This window comes from Marinimicrobium sp. LS-A18 (genome assembly GCF_000463525.1).
GTDB lineage: Bacteria > Pseudomonadota > Gammaproteobacteria > Pseudomonadales > Cellvibrionaceae > Marinimicrobium > Marinimicrobium koreense.
Map to the genome: position 1 here is coordinate 278,083 of NZ_AWEP01000006.1, position 19,555 is coordinate 297,637.

Annotated in this window: 17 protein-coding genes; 8 read left to right on the forward strand and 9 right to left on the reverse strand. The window is 61.4% G+C overall.

Annotation, left to right across the window (positions count from 1 at the left end):
* The first annotated feature begins 28 nt into the window (after window positions 1–28).
* A complete protein-coding gene (gene modA, locus N645_RS0112535) occupies window positions 29–751 on the forward strand; it encodes a molybdate ABC transporter substrate-binding protein (RefSeq protein ID WP_024461862.1) in 723 nt (240 codons plus the stop codon).
* Here the strand turns inward: modA and N645_RS0112540 are convergent.
* Window positions 748–1,791, reverse strand: coding sequence for a diguanylate cyclase (locus N645_RS0112540; RefSeq protein WP_024461863.1), 1,044 nt, complete (start codon window positions 1,789–1,791; stop codon window positions 748–750). The genes modA and N645_RS0112540 overlap by 4 nt on opposite strands.
* Before the next feature lie 163 nt (window positions 1,792–1,954).
* Here N645_RS0112540 and modB point away from each other — a divergent pair, with 163 nt between their 5' ends.
* The 3 genes from modB to N645_RS17065 all read left to right on the forward strand — a co-directional run bounded on the left by modB (window position 1,955) and on the right by N645_RS17065 (window position 5,858).
* Complete coding sequence (modB, locus tag N645_RS0112545) at window positions 1,955–2,638, forward strand: molybdate ABC transporter permease subunit (protein WP_024461864.1); 684 nt, start codon at window positions 1,955–1,957, stop codon at window positions 2,636–2,638.
* Window positions 2,635–3,720, forward strand: a complete 1,086-nt coding sequence (gene modC, locus N645_RS0112550) for a molybdenum ABC transporter ATP-binding protein (protein ID WP_024461865.1) — start codon at window positions 2,635–2,637, stop codon at window positions 3,718–3,720. The genes modB and modC overlap by 4 nt, the downstream gene beginning before the upstream one ends.
* 95 nt (window positions 3,721–3,815) lie before the next feature.
* Window positions 3,816–5,858, forward strand: coding sequence for a hypothetical protein (locus N645_RS17065; protein WP_024461866.1), 2,043 nt, complete (start codon window positions 3,816–3,818; stop codon window positions 5,856–5,858).
* 83 nt (window positions 5,859–5,941) lie between these two features.
* Here the strand turns inward: N645_RS17065 and N645_RS17540 are convergent, their stop codons facing one another.
* The 6 genes from N645_RS17540 to N645_RS0112585 all read right to left on the reverse strand — a co-directional run bounded on the left by N645_RS17540 (window position 5,942) and on the right by N645_RS0112585 (window position 13,480).
* Window positions 5,942–7,567 (reverse strand): S8 family serine peptidase, encoded by a 1,626-nt coding sequence (locus tag N645_RS17540; protein WP_152521708.1) that lies wholly within the window; start codon window positions 7,565–7,567, stop codon window positions 5,942–5,944.
* Window positions 7,564–8,160, reverse strand: a complete 597-nt coding sequence (locus tag N645_RS0112565; protein WP_024461868.1) for an anti-sigma factor — start codon at window positions 8,158–8,160, stop codon at window positions 7,564–7,566. The genes N645_RS17540 and N645_RS0112565 overlap by 4 nt, the downstream gene beginning before the upstream one ends.
* Window positions 8,157–8,720 (reverse strand): RNA polymerase sigma factor, encoded by a 564-nt coding sequence (locus N645_RS0112570; protein ID WP_024461869.1) that lies wholly within the window; start codon window positions 8,718–8,720, stop codon window positions 8,157–8,159. Before N645_RS0112570 ends, N645_RS0112565 begins: the two co-directional genes overlap by 4 nt.
* 15 nt (window positions 8,721–8,735) lie before the next feature.
* The gene (locus tag N645_RS0112575) at window positions 8,736–10,019 is read right to left on the reverse strand and encodes a hypothetical protein (protein WP_152521709.1); all 1,284 of its coding nucleotides are present in this window, start codon (window positions 10,017–10,019) and stop codon (window positions 8,736–8,738) included.
* The gene (locus tag N645_RS0112580) at window positions 10,016–12,073 is read right to left on the reverse strand and encodes a hypothetical protein (protein WP_152521710.1); all 2,058 of its coding nucleotides are present in this window, start codon (window positions 12,071–12,073) and stop codon (window positions 10,016–10,018) included. The genes N645_RS0112575 and N645_RS0112580 overlap by 4 nt, the downstream gene beginning before the upstream one ends.
* Window positions 12,074–12,298: 225 nt before the next feature.
* Window positions 12,299–13,480, reverse strand: a complete 1,182-nt coding sequence (locus N645_RS0112585) for a helix-turn-helix domain-containing protein (protein WP_024461872.1) — start codon at window positions 13,478–13,480, stop codon at window positions 12,299–12,301.
* A gap of 241 nt (window positions 13,481–13,721) precedes the next feature.
* On the opposite strand from N645_RS0112585, the gene N645_RS0112595 reads away from it, so the two are divergent.
* The 3 genes from N645_RS0112595 to N645_RS0112600 all read left to right on the forward strand — a co-directional run bounded on the left by N645_RS0112595 (window position 13,722) and on the right by N645_RS0112600 (window position 15,763).
* A complete protein-coding gene (locus tag N645_RS0112595) occupies window positions 13,722–14,846 on the forward strand; it encodes a glycoside hydrolase family 5 protein (RefSeq protein ID WP_036161345.1) in 1,125 nt (374 codons plus the stop codon).
* Complete coding sequence (locus tag N645_RS18065) at window positions 14,827–15,069, forward strand: hypothetical protein (RefSeq protein WP_152521711.1); 243 nt, start codon at window positions 14,827–14,829, stop codon at window positions 15,067–15,069. The genes N645_RS0112595 and N645_RS18065 overlap by 20 nt, the downstream gene beginning before the upstream one ends.
* Window positions 15,070–15,208: 139 nt before the next feature.
* Entirely contained in the window at window positions 15,209–15,763 is a 555-nt protein-coding gene (locus tag N645_RS0112600; protein ID WP_024461874.1) for a peroxiredoxin, read from the forward strand.
* On the opposite strand, the gene N645_RS0112605 is transcribed toward N645_RS0112600, so the two are convergent.
* Window positions 15,753–16,403: a hypothetical protein gene (locus tag N645_RS0112605; protein ID WP_024461875.1), complete on the reverse strand. Its 651-nt coding sequence runs from the start codon at window positions 16,401–16,403 to the stop codon at window positions 15,753–15,755. The two genes, N645_RS0112600 and N645_RS0112605, sit on opposite strands and share 11 nt — an antisense overlap.
* Window positions 16,404–16,666: 263 nt before the next feature.
* Entirely contained in the window at window positions 16,667–17,995 is a 1,329-nt protein-coding gene (locus tag N645_RS0112610; protein WP_024461876.1) for an MATE family efflux transporter, read from the reverse strand.
* 412 nt (window positions 17,996–18,407) lie between these two features.
* Here N645_RS0112610 and coxB point away from each other — a divergent pair, with 412 nt between their 5' ends.
* Window positions 18,408–19,553 carry a cytochrome c oxidase subunit II gene (gene coxB, locus N645_RS0112615; protein ID WP_024461877.1) on the forward strand — a complete coding sequence of 382 codons (1,146 nt, stop codon included), beginning with the start codon at window positions 18,408–18,410 and terminating at the stop codon, window positions 19,551–19,553.
* Window positions 19,554–19,555 lie beyond the last annotated feature (2 nt).

Genomic DNA, 19,555 nt, shown 5'->3' on the forward strand with positions numbered 1-19,555 from the left:
ATCCTGATTCATCCATCGGGAGATGTTTATGCCCAGGCCAACTCACTGGCTTTTGTCGCTTATTGTCGTATTTCTGGCCACGCCCGCGCTTGCGGGAGAGGTGAAAGTGGCGGTGGCAAGCAACTTTGCCGGGGTCATGGAGCCACTGGCCACGGCTTTCTCTGAACGCACCGGCCATCAACTGCGCCTGTCCTACGGCAGCACCGGCAAGCACTACGCCCAGATTCGCCAGGGCGCGCCTTTCGATGTGTTTCTCGCCGCCGATGAGGCACGCCCAGAGCGACTGGAGGCCGAGGGTGTCGGCGTACCCGGTACCCGATTTACCTATGCCACCGGCGTCCTGGTGCTCTGGAACCCCACCGGCGAGATTGCCGATCCAGTGCAGTCCCTGCAGCAGGCGCGCCGTATTGCCCTGGCCAACCCGCGCCTGGCGCCCTATGGCCGGGCGGCTCAGGAGACCCTGCAGGCAATGGGGCTATGGGAATCCGTGGGCACCGGGGCGGTGCGGGGTGAGAATATTGCCCAGGCCTATCAGTTTGTGGCGACGGGCAATGTGGGCCTGGGGTTTATTGCCTTGTCCCAGTGGCAAACCCGTCCGCAGGGCGACTATTGGCTCGTGCCCGAAACCCACTACCAGCCCATCGCGCAGCAGGCGATCCTGCTGCGTGATACGCCGCCGGCCCGCGCCTTTCTCCGGTTTCTGCGCAGCGATAGCGCCCAGACCCTCATTCGCGACGGCGGGTATCGCTAAGCCACCCGGTTGCGCCCGGCCTTTTTGGCGTTGTAGAGCTGCTCATCCGCATATTCCACGGTGGCGCTCAGCTCACCAGATTGGTGGCAGACCGCCGTGCCGAAGCTGGCGGTCACCCGGTGGGGAGCGCCTTTGATGGGGAAAACGGTGTTCGCCAGTTTGGCCCGTACCTTCTCGGCCACAATGCGCACATCCGTCAGCTCGGTTCGGGGCAGGAAGATCAGAAACTCCTCACCTCCGGTGCGGCAGGCGACGTCCTGTCGGCGCAAGGTCTTGCGGAACAGGCGGGCCACCTCTTTGAGCACATCGTCTCCGGCCTGATGACCAAACTGGTCATTGAGCTGCTTGAAATGATCGATATCGCACATCACCACACCCAGAGGCAGAAACTCGTCGGGAGTCTGATTCAACCGAGGTTCCAGGCTGGCATCGATAAAGCGCCGGTTGGGGAGCCGGGTGAGCGGATCGGTGTTGGCCTGCTGCTCGCGGGAGAGTTGCAGTGCGCTCATTTTGTGATGACTGCGTTCGCGGAAAAAATCATTGATTCCGGCGGCGATCACCATGATCACCAGCGAGGCAAAAAACCGGGTGGTTTCCTCGGGCCGGTACTCCGCGTGAATCCAGTCCGGCATGAACAGCATCACCGCAATGGCAAGCAGGACCAGAGTATTGCCGATCAGGGCATTGCGTACCCCCAGCAGCCCGAACAGTATTACCGGGAAAGGAAATATCCAGTACAGGGCAGTATTCTCATGACCACCGTGGTAGATCAGCGCCAGCACAAAACCGACCACCAGCACGGCTTCAATCTTACAGGCAAGGTCAATGTCGCCGGTGCGATGGTAGTAGGCGACGGTGAGCAGAAACGTCAGCGAGGTGCCGAGCAGCAGGGACGCCAGTGCCACATTGCCGGACATCAGGTGGGGCAGGCCGTAGAGCAGAATCACCGTGCCCGAGATATAACTCACAAACGACAGGATGTATTGCCGCCGGTCCTTGTCGACGTTCTGGGCCTGGGCCTGACTTTCAAATACGTTCATCAAGTGCAACCGGGTTGAGGTGGCGCGATTATCATCAGTTTGCTGAGCTCCAATATCAAGCCTAGCTCAGCGAATGAGTCCTGTCATGCCTGTCTGCACGGGCTTTGCAAACGCCCGGTCCGTGCTAAAGTGGCCGTCATCAATAGACAGACAGAGCTGCTGCATGATTCAAAGCGCCGACTGGGTGGCCCTGGGGATAACCCTCAAACTCGCTGCCATCACCACTGTTATTCTGCTGATCGTCGGGACACCCCTGGCCTGGTGGCTGGCGCGCAGCCGTTGGCGCTTCCGGTTTCTGGTGGAGGCCATGGTGGCCCTGCCGCTGGTGCTGCCTCCGACGGTACTGGGTTTCTATTTATTGTTGCTGTTGGGGCCTTCTGGCCCCTTGGGGCAGGTGGCCCAATGGTTTGGCGGTTACTCACTGGCGTTTACCTTCACCGGGCTGGTGATTGGCTCGGTGGTGTATTCGCTGCCCTTCGTGGTGCAGCCGCTGGCCGGCGCGTTTCAGTCGTTGGGGCAACGTCCTCTGGAAGTGGCGGCCACCTTGCGCGCCGGATTCTGGGACCGCTTTTTCAGCGTGGTGGTGCCGCTCACGCGCTCCGGATTTCTGACCGCGGCCGTACTCGGCTTCGCTCACACTCTGGGGGAGTTCGGTGTGGTGTTGATGATCGGCGGTAACATCCCCGGGGAGACCCAGGTGGTGTCCATCGCCATTTATGACCACGTGGAGAGCCTGGACTACGCCCGTGCCCATGTCCTTTCCGGCGGGCTGTTGCTCCTGTCGTTTGTGCTGTTGCTGACGGTGTACGGTTTCAATCGACACTTGAGCCTGGTGAATCGAGGATGACGACAACATCGGATACCCAAGGGTTGGCCCTGCACTTTCAGGTCCGTCGGGGTGACTTCGAGCTGGCCGTGGACCTGCGCCTGCCGGGGCGGGGCGTAACCGGCATTGTTGGTCCCTCCGGGTGTGGGAAAACCACCTTGCTGCGGGCGGTGGCGGGGCTCGACAAAACGCCGGGTGGACGCCTCCATCTGGGCGAGCGTTGCTGGCAGGACGGGGCGCAGTTCCTGCCCACCCATCGGCGACGTCTGGGCTATGTGTTTCAGGAACCGAGCCTTTTCGAGCACCTGTCGGTGCGGGGCAATCTGAATTATGGCTGGCGGCGCACCCCGGCGGCTGAGCGGCACTTGTCGCAGGAAGAGCTGATCGAGTGGCTCGGCTTGGCCCCCCTGATCGATCGGCCGGTCAGCGGCCTGTCCGGCGGGGAGCGTCAGCGGGTGGCCATCGCCCGGGCCCTGGCCACCAGCCCCGAGCTACTGCTGATGGATGAGCCTCTGGCGGCCCTTGATCCGACCAGCAAGCAGGCGATCATGCCCTATCTGGAAACACTGCACGATCGCCTTGAGATTCCGGTGCTGTACGTCAGCCATGCCCCGGAAGAAGTGGCTCGCCTGGCGGACCACCTGGTGTTGATGGAGCGGGGACGGGTGTTGGCGGCGGGGCCGCTGGCGGAGCTGATGACCCGGGCGGATCTGCCCCTGGCCCGGGCCGACGATGCCGCGTCGGTGTTGTCCGGCACGGTGGCGGCGCATGATGACCACTACGCGTTGACCCGCGTCGCGCTCAATGGCGGCACCCTCACGCTGGCCCGGCAGCCCCGTTTGGAAGGGCAGAGTGTGCGCCTTCGGGTGGCGGCCCGGGATGTGAGCCTGACCCTGAGTCAGGCCCGGGACACCAGTATTCTCAATTGCCTGCCGGTGCAGGTGGTGAACATCGAGCCTTACGATAACACCCGCGTAACCGTGCATCTGGACTGCTCAGGCCAGCCACTGCTCGCCCGAATCACCCGCAAGTCCGCCGATGATCTCGCGCTCTCTGGGGGCCAGACGGTGTACGCCCAGATCAAAACAGCCGCCTTGTTGTAAATTTTTTTTGAACCGCTATGGAGTGAGGTGCAACTACCTCTTCGGAAGCGCCTTGTGTTGATTACGGTGCGCTAATAACCGAAGAGGACATCACCATGACCACACTCCAATCCAAAACCCAATCCTGCCTGAAAGCGTGTTCAGTTGCGTTGCTGGCGGGCAGCCTGTTTGCCTGCGGTGGAAGCAATAACAACTCCGCGCCAGATCCCGTTGTGCCGGACCCAGAACCGACCCCGGAAACCATTGATCTCAGTTTTATGATTCAGACGCACACCGGTGCACGTCTGTCGGATGTCACCGTGACCCTGGATGAGCAGAGCGCACAGAGCGATGTTTCCGGTCGCGTCGAGTTCAGTCCGGAGAGCCAGACATCCTATCGGGTGCGAGCCGAAGCTGATGGTTTTGTACCGCAGGTGCTGCGAGTCAGTGGTGAGCAGGATGGCATCATGCCCATTCGGATGGTGCCGGTAAAACAGACGCTGCCGGTGGATGACATTGAAGCGGCCCGCACTTTGAGCGCTGTGGATCTTGGCGCCCGGGTGACCTTCCCGGCCAACGCCTTTGTCACTCCCGATGGCGAACCCGCCTCCGGTGAAGCCAGGGTTCAGATTACTCCCTGGGATATCACCAGCGATGAGCTCAATGCCATGCCCGCCAATGGTCAAGCGACCGATGCCGGCGGTGAGTCGGTCGAGCTGATCAGCGCCGGTATGATTACCGTGGACGTGCACAACGCCGAGGGTGATTACCTGCAGATCGCACCCAACACCACCGCCGAGATCCAGATGGATCTACCGGTGGCGAGTATCAACAATGAGCCATTGTCGATCGGCAGCACCATTCCCATGTGGCACTTTGACGAAGACCAGGGCCTGTGGATTGAAGACGATTCCATTATTGGCACCGTGGTCGCCTCGGCCACCTCACCGGTGGGGCTGGCGGTCTACGCTGAAGTGAGTCACTTCTCCACCTGGAACTGGGACTTCAAATTCGAAAACGGCGGCAGCATCAATGTCGAGTGTCGGTTGAGTGACAGTACGGCCATTCCCTGCGGTATCAGTGCCGGCGTAACGCTGGATGACGGCTCAGTGTTTACCCGCAACGGTTACCTGCCCGAAGGTGGCTCTACCATTGTCAATATGCCCAACAGTGCCACCATTGACTGGTACGCGACTTCCGACACCGGTCTGATTGGCGAGAAAACCACCGATATGTCCGCCGATGTGATTATCGAGTTGGAAGACCCGAGCAGTGAAAATGTGGTGCGCTGTGAATTGCCGGACGGCACCGGCGTGGGCTGCTCGGTGACCCTGACCGATGGTACTGAAACCCTGACTCAATCTGTTCCGGCGGGAGGTGCCACCATTGTTACCGGTTGGGACAATCTGGATGAGAACAGCGAGTTGACCTGGACCGCGGAAACCCCCTTTCCGATCAGCGTGGGTGGTCAACAAGTCATCGCCGAAGGTACGGCAACATCCGGCATAACCGGAGACGTTGATGTGGCCCTCGCAATCACGCCGATTGATGAAGTAGAGGTTCAGTGTCTGGGCGAGTCCGGTGTGTCGATTCCCTGCACCGTTGATATCACCGCGACCTTGTCCGATGGCACGGTGTTCACCGATACCGATATTCTGATTCAGGACAGCCTGGCAGTAGCGGTTCCCGCTGAGGCGACTCTGCTCCAGTGGACAGCCGAATCCAACGGCGCCTTCAGCCAGAATGGTCAGTTCGTCACCATGGCCGGCAGCATGGAAACCAGCCTGGTCAGTAGCGTAGCGCTGGTGCTGGATGAAACCGTGGTGCAGGGTCCCGCAGCGCAGAGCATCGAAATTTCCTGCATCAACGGTCCGGAGACCTCGGCGACCAGCTGTGATATCGATGCTTTCCTGGAAGGCAACCGCGCGGGTTATGTCGAGCTGGGTGAGTACGAAGCGGTAGCGCTGAGTGATTCGGTCACTCTGGAGTTCCCGGAAGGTCTGGCCGACGAAAACGAGTGGGTACAGGTGATGGTCACCGGCGATGATGGGTCCACGGCTTACACCTTCTCCCAGTATGGTTCCCTGACCGACGATGAGATGATTGAACTGGAGCTGCAATGTTCGGATGCCGTCGGTGGCGTAAACTGCCCCCAGTAACCCTAAACCACAACCTTTGATCTTCAGGCCGGCTGCTCGCAGCCGGCTTTTTTATGGAAGAGCGTGTCTACATCAATGGCGCGTCAGTTACACCAGGTTCCCACCTGCACCAACCCCCGGCCAAAACGATCATCCCGCCCCGTGGGCCCCAGGTCTTTGACCGCTGCCATTAGATCCGCACCTTGCTGTCGGGCCAAAAGAGAGGCGGCTGTGACCAGCGGCGCGGCGAAGGAAGTGCCGGTGTGGTAGCGTCCGCCCGTCTCGCCATCGGCGGCCCAGATATCCATGCCCGGTGCGGCCAGATCGATGTAGTCGCCCCGGTTGGCATCGGGGTACAGGCGCTCGGCGGCGTCCACGGCGGTTACGGCGATCACACCGGGCTGGGCGGCGGGAAAGCTTGGCGGTGCCTCCGGCCCCTGATTACCAGCGGCGGCAATCAGCAGGATCTGGCTGCCCAGCAATTTTCCCAGGGCCAGTTCAAACACCCGGTTGCGCTCACCGCCCAGGCTCAGGTTGATGGCCTGTACCTCCTGGCTGACCAACCAGTCCAGCGCGGATAGCAGAATTTCGGTGCTGGTGTCGGTACGCTCTCCTCGCTGGCGGAACACTTCGGCGGCCCACAAGGTGCTGCCGGGCAGCAGACCCGGGGTTTCCGAGTTGACGCTTCCCACCAACAGACTGGCAACCGCGGTACCGTGCAGTGCTTCGGCCGAGGTGCCGCGCACAAAGTTGCGTCGGTTCAGTTGGCTGTCCGTCAGGGCAGGGTGCTGGTCATTGACGGGGGTATCGAGCATGCCAATACGGAATTGACCGCTGCAGGCGCTGGTATCTTCTGGCCAGGCGATCATCTGCTGGGCGTAGCGGCGCCGGGCGTTGAGTAACTGGTAGCGCTGGTTGGTGTCCAGGTCCAGATCCGGCAGGTCCTCTTGCACCTGAGCGACCAAATCGGGTGTGTCGGTCCCCGGAGGCAGACGGAAAACGCTGATCACCAGGCCCAGGTTGTCCAGGCGCTGACGGGATTTGACCCGCAGTTGGTAGCTTTGAAGTTGCCGGGCTGCCGATTGCGCCTCGGCCATATCCGCACTCACCAAAAGTAATTCGCCCGGCTCGTAGGGTAGCGAGTCCGGGGCCGGGGGGACGGGATCGTTTGATGGTGCTGGGGGTGGCACCGGCGGCGGTGGCGGCGGTGCGCGCCCGAGGAGACTGCCACCGCGCTGGATTGGCGGTCGAGTGGGCTCCGGTTCGGCGGCTTCCGGTTCCTCGCGATCGCTTGACGTTGACTCTGCCTTTTCGGTCACACTGACTTCGGGTTCGGGTTCGGGTTCGGGTTCGGGTTCGGGTTCGGGTTCGGGTTCGGGTTCGGGTTCGGGTTCGGGTTCGGGTTCGGGTTCCCGCTCGATCACCTCTGCTTCCCGGGGCTTCGCCGGAACCGGCCGGGTGAGTTGTGGTTGAGCCTCTGCCTCTTCTATCGGACGCTCCTGTTCTACTTCTGAAGTCTCGGTTGTCCGATCGAGCGTCTGTACGGCGGTTTTGCGCTCTGTGTCTTGCACCGCTTCCCCGCGCCTGAGTTCAGCGGCGCGTTCGCGGTCGATGGTGATACTTTCCCTTGCTTTTTCCCGGTCCTGATCGTCCTGGGCCAGCAGTGTCACCGGGCAGAGCGCCAGGCTCCCGAGACAAAAGCAGGATGCCAGCCGTAGCGCTGCCCTCATGGTGCGATCACCTCATCCACAAAATCGTAGGCTCTCAGTGCATCCACCGCCGCCTCGATTGAGGCATCTTCCGGTAGCCCCAACTGGATAATGCCAAGGGCGCTGGGTCCGGAGACAATACTACCGTTCACGCTCAATACCGCCGTCTGCACATCTGCCATGGTGGCGGCCGGGTCGAAGACCATCTGGACCCGTGGCCCCTTGGGCGCTTCTTCGCCGGAGGCGGGCACCATGTCCACCGCTGAGCCGTCGTCCCAGGGTTCCGGCCCCAGCAGCAGGGCGGCCTGCACGGCCACAATCACGCTGGCGGCGATGGCTACCGGGCGCCAGAAATTCTTCCGGGGCAAAACGGCGGGTACTTGGGGTTGTTTGGCGTCCTGTTCGGCCCGAATGGCTTTCTGTAAACGTGCCAGTCCCAATTCGCCAGGGCCGTTCGCCGGTTCGCTCTGAACCGTGCTTCTCAGCGCTTTCAGGAACTCGGCTTCCCGGGCCAGGGCAGGATCGTCCGCCATTTTCTGTTCGAGTACGCGGCGTTCCGCCTCCGGCAGTCGGCCGTTGGCCCACAGGTTCAGTTGTTCATCTATGTCTTTCACGATGACCTCATGGCTCTGGCCAGTTGTTTCTTCAGTAAGTTTTTGGCGTGGTAGACGCGGGACTTTACCGTTCCTTCCGGTACGCTCAGGATACGGCCAATCTCCGCGTAATCCAGTTCTTCAAAAAACACCAGGTGCAACACCTCCCGGTGTGGGGGCGACAAAGTCTGCATGCCGGCGCGTACCCGTTCCGCGTCTTTGACCGCCGAGAGAGCCTGCTCCAGATCGGCCGTCGGGGTCTCATCCGCCAGGGTGTCATCCACCTCGATAAATTCCCGGACGCCCAACTTGCGCCAGTGGGTCAGCACCTTGTTGTGGGCGATGCCGAACATCCAGGTGGTGACCTTGGAGCGTCCCGCAAAACGGGCCGCCGAGCGCCAGACTTCCAGCATCACCTCATTGAGTAGGTCGGCGGCCACGAAGGAATCGTTCAACTTGGCCATCAGGAAGCGGTACAGCCGGGTTTCATGGCGGCGGTAGAAGGCGCTCATGGCCTCCATCTCGCCGCCGGCCATCGCCAGTAAAAGTTGTTCGTCGGTATCCTGTTCCGATAGGGCCATAGTGATTGTCCGTGATTATTCTTCTTCGGTGCGCAGGGTCTGTAGGGGGCTGGCGGCCAATACGCGGCCGCTGGCATCCACCGCCACCACACGCCAGGAATAGGGTGTTCCCGATTCCAACCGATGCAGCACCGCCGATGACAACCGGGTGCTTCGGGTGTTGCCCGTCAGTACCATGCCGGTGGTCGGTTTCTGGGTGAAGCGTCCGGGTACCCGGTCCGGTCCGGGTCGCTCGTCGGCGGCATCGGGCTCGGGCGGCTGGGCGTAAAATTCCAGCTGATAGGCGTGGGTGGTGGCGATCGCCGGCCAGGTAAATTCGGTATCGGCCCCCAGGGTGGCTGCCCCTGCCCGGGCGCCGTTCAGGTGCGGTACCCACTCGGCTTCATGGGTCGAGCGGCTGCTGACCTGGTAGCGCAGCACTATGTCGTTTGGCTCCCGCGTGCCGTTCTGTTCCAGAGTGGGGTGTACCAGATGCAGGCGCAACAGGTACAGGCCGGGCTGATCGGTGGGCAATCTCGGGCTGCGCAGGCTCGACTGCTGACCGGCTCCAAGATATTCGCGCACATTGTCCAGGCGCCGAAACACCGGTTGGCCACGGGTGGTGGCGGGCGTCGCGACCTCCCACACCGCCTCCAGCAAGCCGGCCCGGTCGTAATGGATGATCGCTTCGGCGTGCAGCGCCTCATCCCGTGAGACCGAGGCCACTGGCGCGCCATCGTCAAAGCGCAGGGCGAGCCGGCGGAGGATCAGGCCGCTGGCGGTCACCTCTGAATTTTCCGGTAAGGAGCGCGCGGTATTGGGCAGCGGAGCGGCAGGGTCGGCCAGGCGCAGTGTCTGCACACCGGTGACCGGAATGCCGTTGACGCTGAACGGGCGCACGTAGGACAGCTCGCGTGCGCCCTGAGCGGCGGCCTGGGTACTGATAGCGGCGGGGACGGTCAGGGTTTCACTGAAGCTGAACGCGGTCGGCTGACCATCGGCAGAGCCGGAAATGCGCTCCATCAAGGGCCGGCGAACCATCCCCAGCGGCTCGCTTGAGGCCGGGTCACCGAGCGTAAAATAACCCACATCCGAGCTGACATCGCCAATGCGATCAAAAAAGGCGCGCCCCCGCCAGACCACTGACAGGGTGGTATCGGTGCCGATCACCACCGGGCGGGCGACCGAGCAGGGTTGCATGGAAGAGCACAGCTCCACCTCCTGGGCGGAGGAGGGTAGTGCGTATCCCAGCGCGAGGAGACAGAGGAGCGCGAGGCGATAGCCGATCTTGGCTGAACGCTTGAGAGCGGGTCGGTTCATGGTTGAATCCCCGGATAGGTCACCGGTAAATGGGTGCGCAGTTCAATAAACGCCTGATAGCTGTTCACCGAGTTGGGCAGCACGAGCTGATCCCGGTAATCATTGCGGGCAATGGACAGAATCAGCTCCACCCCCGGGCGATGACCTTCGGCTTCGCGTAGACGCCAGTTGAGGTTGGCGTTGAGGTAGGTGGTCTGGTCCCACTGGGCATAGAAGGGGTCGTCCCGGGCACTGGTCTGGTTGAGCCCCATGCTGAAGCTGCCCGCGAGGCGTTCCGGAACAAACGTGGCGTTGGCATCGAACGAATAAATGTGCCGGTCGGTGCTGAGGTTCTGTTCCGGGTAGGTGGTGTGTTGAAGCTCCCATCCGATATAGAAGTTGTAGTCGCTGTTCAGGTACCAACCGGCGTCCAGCCGGGTGGCCCGGGTGCGATTGTCGGGCTGCCAATCGGTGCCGTCCTCCAGGGTGTCATAGTGAATGGCGGCGGACCATTGCAACTGTTCTTTGCTGAAGGCGGCGGTCAGCTCAGCGCGCCGGGTTTTCAGGTCGTTGGCCAGGTAACCCTGGGGGGTGTAGTCATCTTTCAGGGTGGTGCCGCCGAGGTTGAGCGAATAGGTGGGTTGGCCCAGCAGGGTCAGCAGGGTATTTTCCGGAAGGTCATAGTCAAAGTAGGCAGTGCCCAATTGCCACTGCCGGGTTTCGGAAATCGCGTATCGGTCATCCTCGGTGAGGTTTGATTGTTCCACCGCGTAGTGGCCATCCCAGGTCCATTTGTCTTTGGTGGCATCAAAGAACGCGCGCTCGAGCTTTTTGTCGGCGGGGGCGTGACGGTTGGCGAGGCTGCGAAACCAGGTGCCCATTTTTCGGGCTTCCAGCCCCAGCCGCCAGTCCAGCGCATCGGTGCCCGAAACGGTCGGGTCCAGCACCAGCAGGGCCGACCAGGCATCGCCCTGTTCCGGATCGAACCCCTGGTACATGCCGTCAAAATCGTATTCGCTTTCTGCCTGCTCCAGACGCACCCGGAGCTGACGCTGGAAAAACAGGCCGTCCAGGGTAAGGTTCCAGGCATCTCCTTCGTGCACTAACGGGTCGGCATTGGGGTCCAGGCTCCCGTAGTCCGGTTGACTGACTCGCCCGGACAGGTGTTCACCGGCAAGCATCACCTGGGTGGTATCGCTGCGCCAAGGCCAGAATGTCAGCCGCCCGCCGGTCATGCGGTTGTTTTCTTCATCGGTTCCGAGGCCCGCATCCACACCCACCGTCTGGCGGCTGGCCGCTTGATAGATCGACGCGGTACCGTCCCAGAGGGGCAGTTTGGCGCCGGTGGAGACGCCGCGGCGTTCAAAGCCGTCCTGAATCAGGCTGGCGGCGGTGAGTTGCTGGTCGCCCAACGCCAGGTGGTAGCGGTCGAATTCGCCGCGTAGCTGAAACCGGGCAAGGTCCACACGCCGGTCGGCGATGGCCAGGGCCCGGTCGTTTACCGCCATCAGGTCCAGATTGCTGCTCAACGTCCAGCGATCGCCGCTGAGTTCGGATTCCAGATGGCCGCCGCCCTGGGCCCGAAAATCGTCGCCGCCGATGCCCTCGCTCTCCGCCACCCGCTGGCTGAGCGCCAGATCGAGTTGGCCGTCGACATGGGCCGAGCGAAGTCCGCTGGAGTGGCGCACCTCGACCGACCAGTAACCCAGCTCCTGCACCTCGCCCTGGTTGCCATAGAACATCAATCGTAGTTCGTGGTGGCCGGGCGCTAGTGGGCGCACCGGGACATAAACCCAGCCCTCGGTGCGACGCTGTGCCAGAGCAGAGACGTCCATGCCGTCCAGCTCTAGGCTCAGTTGTCCCGGGTCTGCGGGGAGTGCGTCGGCGGCGAGCGTGATACGCAGCGGTTCGCGCGGTTGGAAAAAACCGTCGATTTTAGAAGGGGCCAGCCGGGCGTCAGCCTGGGCAATCGCGTGGGCGCCACTGAGCATCAGCCAACCGCCGAGCAGCAGCGTCAATGGCGTTGCGCCCCGTCGCTTCGGCGCCGGTGTTGTCAGGGGGGGAAATCGGGCCATCCAGTGCTCGCTCTGCAAGAACCGTCGTTATCGGTGAGTTGCAACCGATCCGATGCGGGTTCAATGTTTTTCAGTTATTTTTGCAGTGGGCCACTCACACCCTGCCCCTACCTCGGGTTAAAGCTACACGAAAACGGGTACGCTTCCAAACACAGCGGTCGCATCCCGAGACCGGCGTCGCATTTCACCTGCAAGGAGCTCCACGGGTTTGGGCGCTGACCGGCTTCAGCCCGCTTCAAGCGAACGCTTCCGATACTGGGAAGGCGTTTGTCCAACATGCTTTTTGAATATGGCGTTGAAGGTCGATTTACTGGTGAAGCCTGCGTCTGCCATGATTTCCAGAATGGTGCGAGCGCTGTGGTCGGGGTCGATCAACAGCTGTTTGGCGCGCTCCACCCGGTAGCCGTTGATAAACTCAAAGAAGTTTTTCCCGAAGTGCTGGTTGAGTATGCGCGAGAGGGTGCGCTCGGGTAGGGACAACTGCCGCGCGAGTGATTCCAGTGATACCGTGCTATCCAGATACGGACGGCGCTCCGTCATCAGGGCTTCCACCCGGCGGACCTGCTCGGGTTTGTAGGGCTCGGTGTCGTTGCCTGGCGCGCGCTCGGGCAGGCCGCTGAACAGATGGGTGTAGCGAATGCTGATAAACACCAACGAGTTCACGAACACAAAGTTGAGGTAGTTGCTTGCCACCCCGGTCAAATTGGCCAGATTGGCAGGCATATATTCCGCCGTGAGGTGCACCCCGAGCTGCCAGCAGGCAATCAGGACAAAGCCCAGAATGATCCAGGTCAGCCAGCGACGCTCGCTGACCTCGACATTGGCATAGCGCTGCTGGAGCTGGCGGCGATAGTGCCACAGCAACAGCAGGCAGTAGCCGCCGTAGCCGATGACGCTCAGGTGCCAGAGGGTGACGGTGTGGCTCATCAGCGAAGACCAGATGAAATCCAGCTCGCGCATCAGCGCGACCTGCTCGGCGGCGGGGCGCCAGTGATACTGGCTGAGCATCATCAGGGTGGCCAGTACCGCCGGTAGCAGGTGCAGCCCGTGGTACCAGCGAAAGCGGGTCTGTCGGTACAGCACGGACAACACATAGGCATAGAGCAGAGGCCCGATGAGCCAGTAGCTGAAACTGCCCAATAGCAGCAGGTTCGGGTTCCATTCCAGAATGAGTTGGCGCAGCGGGTCACTCCAGATCAGCAGGGTATCCAGGTAGCGGATCGCGCTGGCCAGCAGAAGACCGATCAGCAAATAGGTGCTGCGTATGGCGGGGCGGCGGGTGAAGAACAGCAGAGCGGCCAGCAACAGATACTGACTGGCGGACATCAGCAGTACCAGGTCGTGAATGTTGAAGAGCAGTGCGTCGTGGGTCAGGTTTTTCAAAGGCCCGTCTACCGCCTCTGTCATAAAGTGATTCTTTGCAGCCCAAAAGTAGTGGGATGTCCGCAGAGGTGCGAAGTCCCGCCCACCGGTATTCGGACGTGCGGTTTTGTGTTTCCGCCGTAAGTCGGGCGCGTGACTGTCTGTCCGATGATACCGTCATGGACAGGTCGGGACTGTAACCAGTTGCCGACGGCTCCACAAGCGCCGGGCCGGTTTTGAGTCTGTCCCCGGCGCCTCAGCATCCACCCAATAATAAGGTCATACCATGTCAACGAATGTTTCGATCATTGTCCGCGCCTGCCTGATCAGCAGCCTGTTCAGTCTGGTGGCCTGCGGGAGCTCCGGCTCCACGCCCGAGCTTCCGAGCTCCAGCAGCGAAGCGAGTTCCAGCAGCAGCTCGGAAACGTCCTCCAGCGCCAGCGCACCGGCCATGACCGCGCCCGATGACCCTCTGGAGCCCCACGCGACGGTGGCGGAGATGGGTATCGGTATTAACCTGGGTAACACGCTGGACGCTTACCCCAATGAGGGCGACTGGGCGCTGCCCGCTCAGGAGCAATATCTGGAGGATTTCAACGAGGCGGGCTTCCAGCATGTCCGCATCCCCGCCACCTGGGATGATCACACCGCTGAATCCGCCCCCTATGCGGTCGACAGCGAACGTATGAATCGCGCCGAGGAGGTGGTGGACTGGGCGCTGGACCAGGGCTTCTACGTCATTCTCAATGCGCACCATGAGCGCTGGATCTGGGAGGGTGAGGGCCTGACCGAGGAAAAGCGGGCGCGCTTTGAGGCCATCTGGACCCAGATCGCCGAACGGTTCAGCGGCAAGTCCCACCGGCTGATGTTTGAAATCCTGAACGAGCCCATTGGCCTGAGTGCCGAACAGACCAATCAGTTGAAAGCGGACATCCTGCCCATCATCCGGGCGCAGAATCCGACCCGCTTGGTGATCATTTCGGGGCACAACTATAGCGGTGTTCACACTCTGAGTGATATCGACCTGCCGGACGACGATTACCTGATTGCCAACTTCCACTCCTACGACCCCTGGGCCTTTGCCGGCCAATGCACGCGCCGGTGGGGCAGTGAGGCGGATCGATCGGAGTTGGCCCAGATCTACGCCACCGCCGCCGCCTGGCGAGAGCAGAGCGGTGTGCCGGTGATGCTCAATGAGTTTGGGGTAGCGAAGTTCGACTTCCAGAACCCGGAGAACGTCTGCGAGCTGGAAGACCGGCTGGCGTACATTGGCCACCACGTGAACCTGGCGATCGAGAATGGTATCCCTGCTACCTTCTGGGATGACGGCGGCTCCTTCTCCACCTACGATCGTGAGGCCGGAACCTGGGGGCCGGAGAAGGATGTGCTGGTTGCCCCCAACAATCCCTGAGCATTACGGTTCCCGCCCCCGGCTCTATCCGACCGGGGAGCAGCCGGTGTCCGGTGCCATTCTGGTGCAGTATCTGGAGTTGCACGGGCACGTGCTTCATTTCAGTGCCCGCAATAATATTCTGTTGCGTCCGCTAGCGGTCGCCATGAACCTGGGACTACACTTTACAGAAGGGACTCGCGCGGTTGGGAATGGCTGGCATGGGAATTGCCCATCTGAGTAGTGTAGATGGGCTTTTGCGGTGCGGTGGCCGAGTGGTTTCAGCGGCGAAAGAAGTCCTGCAAGAGACACAAGAGACAACCTCGATTCACCGGTGAGGGGATGCACGATGCGGGCCCTCCCGATTGACAGGACAACAGCGAATGGCCAAAAACTTGTATATGCTGCCCGAGGGTTTACCGGAGCCGCAGGACGATGGTGCCTGCGATCACCTGCAGGGCATGACAGTGCCCAGTCTGGCGCTGCCGAGCACCGGGGGGGAAACGGTAGACCTCAGCGCAATCAGCGGCACCGCCGTGGTGTTCTTTTACCCCATGACCGGCAAGCCGGAACAGCCGCCCATGCGCGGCTGGAACAAAATTCCCGGGGCACGAGGGTGCACCACCCAGTGTTGCGCATTCCGGGATCGGTATCCGGAGTTCCAGCAAATGGGGGTGGAAGTGTTTGGGGTGAGCGCCCAGCCGCTCGAGGATCAACGCGAAACCGTCGCGCGCTTGCGCCTGCCTTACCCACTGCTCAATGACAGCGAACTCAAGCTTGCTCAGGCACTGGAGCTGCCCACTTTCGATTACGATCAGTCCCGGTACATCAAACGGTTGACGCTGTTGATCGAGGGCGGCGTGATCCGGCAGGTGTACTACCCGGTGTTTCCGCCCCACCTCAACCCCACGGATATTCTCACTCGGCTCAGGCGTTGAGACGCAGGCCGATATCCAGGTTGGCCGCCAGGCAGGGCCAGCGACGCAGCTCCTCGGACCAACCCCGGTCCCGGTGCTGCGCGATGTAGGCGTTGAAGTTGTCGCCTTCGAACGGGTACTCGTTGAGCAGCAGTTCGGCGGAGAAGAGTACCGCCTGGTCCAGCTCGTTGGCGAACGGTTCCCCAATCAGTTCATGGGCAATGACGTTAGCGCGGGTGGTATCCATGGGTGCCAGAGGAATGCCACAAGAGCCGATGAAACGGTCGTTGACCTCTTCAAGCAGGCGGTGGGCCAGATAGGCTTCGTCCAGCAATGCCACCAGATGACTGCGGCCACTGACCAGATCCGGTGGAGACAGAAAATAATCGCAGGCGATATTGAGCAGTGGCGCCACCCGATCATTGATCCCCGCCTCCCGGGTGAGGGCGTCGATGGCTCCGATAAACGCCGGCACGTGCTCGACATAGCGCACCACGAAGTCGTGCAACGCCGCCTCGGCCTGATGAGGCGGTAACTGAATCGCCACGTGCAACCGATCCGCCCGACGCTGAATAATCCGGCTCAGTTGCCCTGTCTCCAGGTCCTGTTGTTTCGCGGCCTGAATCAGGGCGCGAATATCGTCGAGTGGTCGCAGACACATGACCTTGGCATGAACCTCCGGGCCCGTGATGGTAAATGCTCGATGAGTGTGGCGGTGGCGGTATTCACCGCGGTTGGCGTCCAGCCAGGGTCAGTCGGGTGTCGACTCGGCCGGTAATGCGTCGGCGGGGGATACCCGCAGAGCGAACAGTCGCACGGCGTGTGCTCACCCTTAAACTTAATTCAAAACCCGGTAAATACAAGGCGGTTTTAAGAGTGATTGCTTATAACCGTTGGCGAAAAACGCATGGAAGGTTACTTGGGTCAGGCCGGTAGCAGCCAGCGGCGACGACGATTCAGGTAGTAATACACCGCACCCAGGGAGATTCCCCGGGCGCCGTTAAAGGCCAGAAAGGCCAGCCAGAGGCCGTGGTTGCCCAGTGGCTGCAGCCACCACCACAATGGCAGAAACACCACCAGGGCCGATCCGACGACGGAGTACTGCATGATCGCGGTCCGGCCGCTGCCCAGGTAAACCCCGTCCAACTGATAACCCCAGACGCCCACCAGAGGAACCAGACAGATCCAGAGGTAGTGCGCCCGGACCTGTTCGAGGACCGGCTCCAGGCTGGTGAACAACCCGGGCCACCAGGGCGCGCCGGCGATGAAAACCAGACTGATCAGCGCCGCGCAGGCCAGGGCCCAGAGGGTAGTCAGGCGCACCGTCTGGCGCAGAGCGTCAGCCTGACGGGCGCCCACCGCCCGACCCGCCAGCGCCTCGGCGGCGTGAGCGAAGCCGTCCAGGGCGTAAGAGGTCAGCATCAGGAACTGCAGCAGAACCGCATTGGCCGCCAGTATCTGGTCGCCCAATCGGGCCCCCTGGGCGGCAAAAAAAGCGAAAACCAATAGCAGACACAAGGTGCGGACGAACAGGTGGCGATTGACCTGCAGCAGTGCCCGGTAGGCGTGCCACTGGCGCAGATGGAGCCGGTCAAGTTGTCCCGGCAAGCGTCTCAGGTGGTGCCTGAGCAGGCCCAGACCGACCAGCAGCCCACCATACTCGGCCAGCACACTGGCCCAGGCGGCACCGTCGCTCTTCATCCCCAGACCCAGAATCAGCAGGGCGTCGAGCAGGATGTTGAGCAGGTTGGTGCTCAACAGAATCATCAACGGGCGCCGGGTATCCTGGCGGCCAATAAACCAGCCGATCAGGGCGAAGTTCATCAGGCTGGCCGGGGCACCCCACAGGCGGATCTGGCCGTAACTCTGGGCCAGCGCGGCCACCTCCGGGCTGGCTCCCATCCAGCCCAGTGCCGTGGGGATCAGCCAGGGACCGAGGGCGATGATCGGCAGCGCCAGGCCCAGGGCGAGTATCAGGCTCTGGGCGAGCACCAGGCGGATGGCGTCATGGTCTTCCGCGCCGGTCGCCCGTGCGGCCACGCTGGTGGTGCCCATGCGCAGAAACCCGAAGGACCAGAACAGCAGTGTCAGAACACTCGCCCCCAGGCTCACGGCGCCGAGATAAACCGGGCTGCCCAGGTGGCCGAGAATGGCGGTATCCACCGCGCCGAGCAACGGAATGGACAGGTTGCTCAGCATCATCGGCCAGGCGAGTTGCCAGATCTGTCGGTGGTTGGGGCGGGTATCGGTCATGGCGGCAGTATCAACTTGGTGGTAGCCGTTAGGGCCTCGGCGGAGCGGGAGTGTACCGCCTGCCTACTCAACAATAAATAAACGCTAAGGGTATAAAAGCATTGACTTTTTTTTGTCGCTATGGCCTCCTTGTTGCCGGTGGTTGCGATATTTAGCCGCAGTGCACTGGCCGTACCCCGCCACACGAACCCGTTGGTTGTTCAGCCGACATTGACATCTTAACCCTGATTGCCGATGACTGACGGCAAGTGAGGGAGTGTCGTATCGTGTGTCGGTTGGGCCGGGCACCTGTCCCGGCGCTACCGAGCGGTTGATTCCGGGCCGTGGGGCGACGCGTCGCAACGGTGGGGCATTGAAAGAGCCCCGGTAGTTTCACAATAAACATAAGCTAGCTACACGGAGAATTTGGGCGATGTTTAAACGAGCGCATAGGCGGTCCGCCTGGCTGCTTGCCCCTGCCGTGCTGATGACCAGTTATCAGACCCTGGCAGACGAGGTTGAGCGTTGGAAGTTTAATATGACCGAGGGGGTAACGCCGGTCAGTCGCGAGATCCAGGGTCTCCATATGGAGATGTTCTGGTGGTGTGTGGCGATTGGTGTAGTGGTCTTCGGGATCATGTTCTACAGCATGATCATGCACCGCAAATCCCGCAACGTAAAACCGGCCAATTTCCACGAACACGTCGGCCTGGAGATTCTCTGGACGGCCATTCCGCTGGTGATCCTGGTCATCATGGCCATTCCTGCCACCAGCAGTCTGATCAAACTCTACGATTCCACAGAAGCGGAAGTCGATGTCCTGATTACCGGGTATCAGTGGCGCTGGAAGTATGACTACGTCGAAGACGATGTCAGCTTTTTCAGCAACCTGAGTACCCCGCGGGACGAGATTGAAGGCTTTGCACCGAAAAATCCCAATTATCTGCTCGAAGTGGATGAGCCCCTGGTGCTGCCGGTGGGCCAGAAAGTCCGTTTCCTGATTACCGCCTCGGACGTGATTCACGCCTGGTGGGTGCCGGATCTCGGGGTGAAGAAAGACGCCATTCCCGGCTTCATCAATGAATCCTGGGCGCTGATTGAAGAGCCCGGTATCTACCGCGGTCAGTGCGCTGAATTGTGCGGCAAGGACCACGGCTTTATGCCGATTGTGGTCGAGGCGCTGCCCGAAGAAGAGTACAACCAGTGGCTCGCGGACAAGAAGGCCGAGGCCGAAGAGCTGGCCAAACTGACCGAGCAGACCTTCAGCTTTGACGAGCTGTATGAGCGTGGTGAAGATGTCTACGGCCGCTGGTGCGCCGCCTGTCACCAAGCGGACGGTTCCGGGGTTCCCGGGGTGTTCCCGTCTCTCAAAGAAGGCAGTCTGGCGGTCGGGCCCATTGAGGATCATATCGATGTGATCGTGAACGGGGTGTCCGGCACCGCGATGCAGGCGTTCGGCGAACAGCTCAGCGAAGTGGACATCGCAGCGGTGGTGACCTACGAGCGCAACGCCTGGGGCAACAACATGGGCGACGAAGCCCAGCCCATTGATATCTATAACCATAAACAGGGCAACTAGGA

Coding starts and splice junctions, on each gene's coding strand:
- modC (WP_024461865.1), top strand. CDS start 2,635: ATGACGACAACATCGGATACCCAAGGGTTGGCCCTGCACTTTCAGGTC.
- N645_RS0112600 (WP_024461874.1), top strand. CDS start 15,209: ATGGCCAAAAACTTGTATATGCTGCCCGAGGGTTTACCGGAGCCGCAG.
- N645_RS0112570 (WP_024461869.1), bottom strand. CDS start 8,720: ATGGCCCTATCGGAACAGGATACCGACGAACAACTTTTACTGGCGATG.
- N645_RS17540 (WP_152521708.1), bottom strand. CDS start 7,567: ATGAGGGCAGCGCTACGGCTGGCATCCTGCTTTTGTCTCGGGAGCCTG.
- modA (WP_024461862.1), top strand. CDS start 29: ATGCCCAGGCCAACTCACTGGCTTTTGTCGCTTATTGTCGTATTTCTG.
- N645_RS0112540 (WP_024461863.1), bottom strand. CDS start 1,791: ATGAACGTATTTGAAAGTCAGGCCCAGGCCCAGAACGTCGACAAGGAC.
- N645_RS17065 (WP_024461866.1), top strand. CDS start 3,816: ATGACCACACTCCAATCCAAAACCCAATCCTGCCTGAAAGCGTGTTCA.
- N645_RS0112605 (WP_024461875.1), bottom strand. CDS start 16,403: ATGTGTCTGCGACCACTCGACGATATTCGCGCCCTGATTCAGGCCGCG.
- N645_RS0112610 (WP_024461876.1), bottom strand. CDS start 17,995: ATGACCGATACCCGCCCCAACCACCGACAGATCTGGCAACTCGCCTGG.
- coxB (WP_024461877.1), top strand. CDS start 18,408: ATGTTTAAACGAGCGCATAGGCGGTCCGCCTGGCTGCTTGCCCCTGCC.
- N645_RS0112575 (WP_152521709.1), bottom strand. CDS start 10,019: ATGAACCGACCCGCTCTCAAGCGTTCAGCCAAGATCGGCTATCGCCTC.
- N645_RS0112585 (WP_024461872.1), bottom strand. CDS start 13,480: ATGACAGAGGCGGTAGACGGGCCTTTGAAAAACCTGACCCACGACGCA.
- modB (WP_024461864.1), top strand. CDS start 1,955: ATGATTCAAAGCGCCGACTGGGTGGCCCTGGGGATAACCCTCAAACTC.
- N645_RS0112580 (WP_152521710.1), bottom strand. CDS start 12,073: ATGGCCCGATTTCCCCCCCTGACAACACCGGCGCCGAAGCGACGGGGC.
- N645_RS0112595 (WP_036161345.1), top strand. CDS start 13,722: ATGTCAACGAATGTTTCGATCATTGTCCGCGCCTGCCTGATCAGCAGC.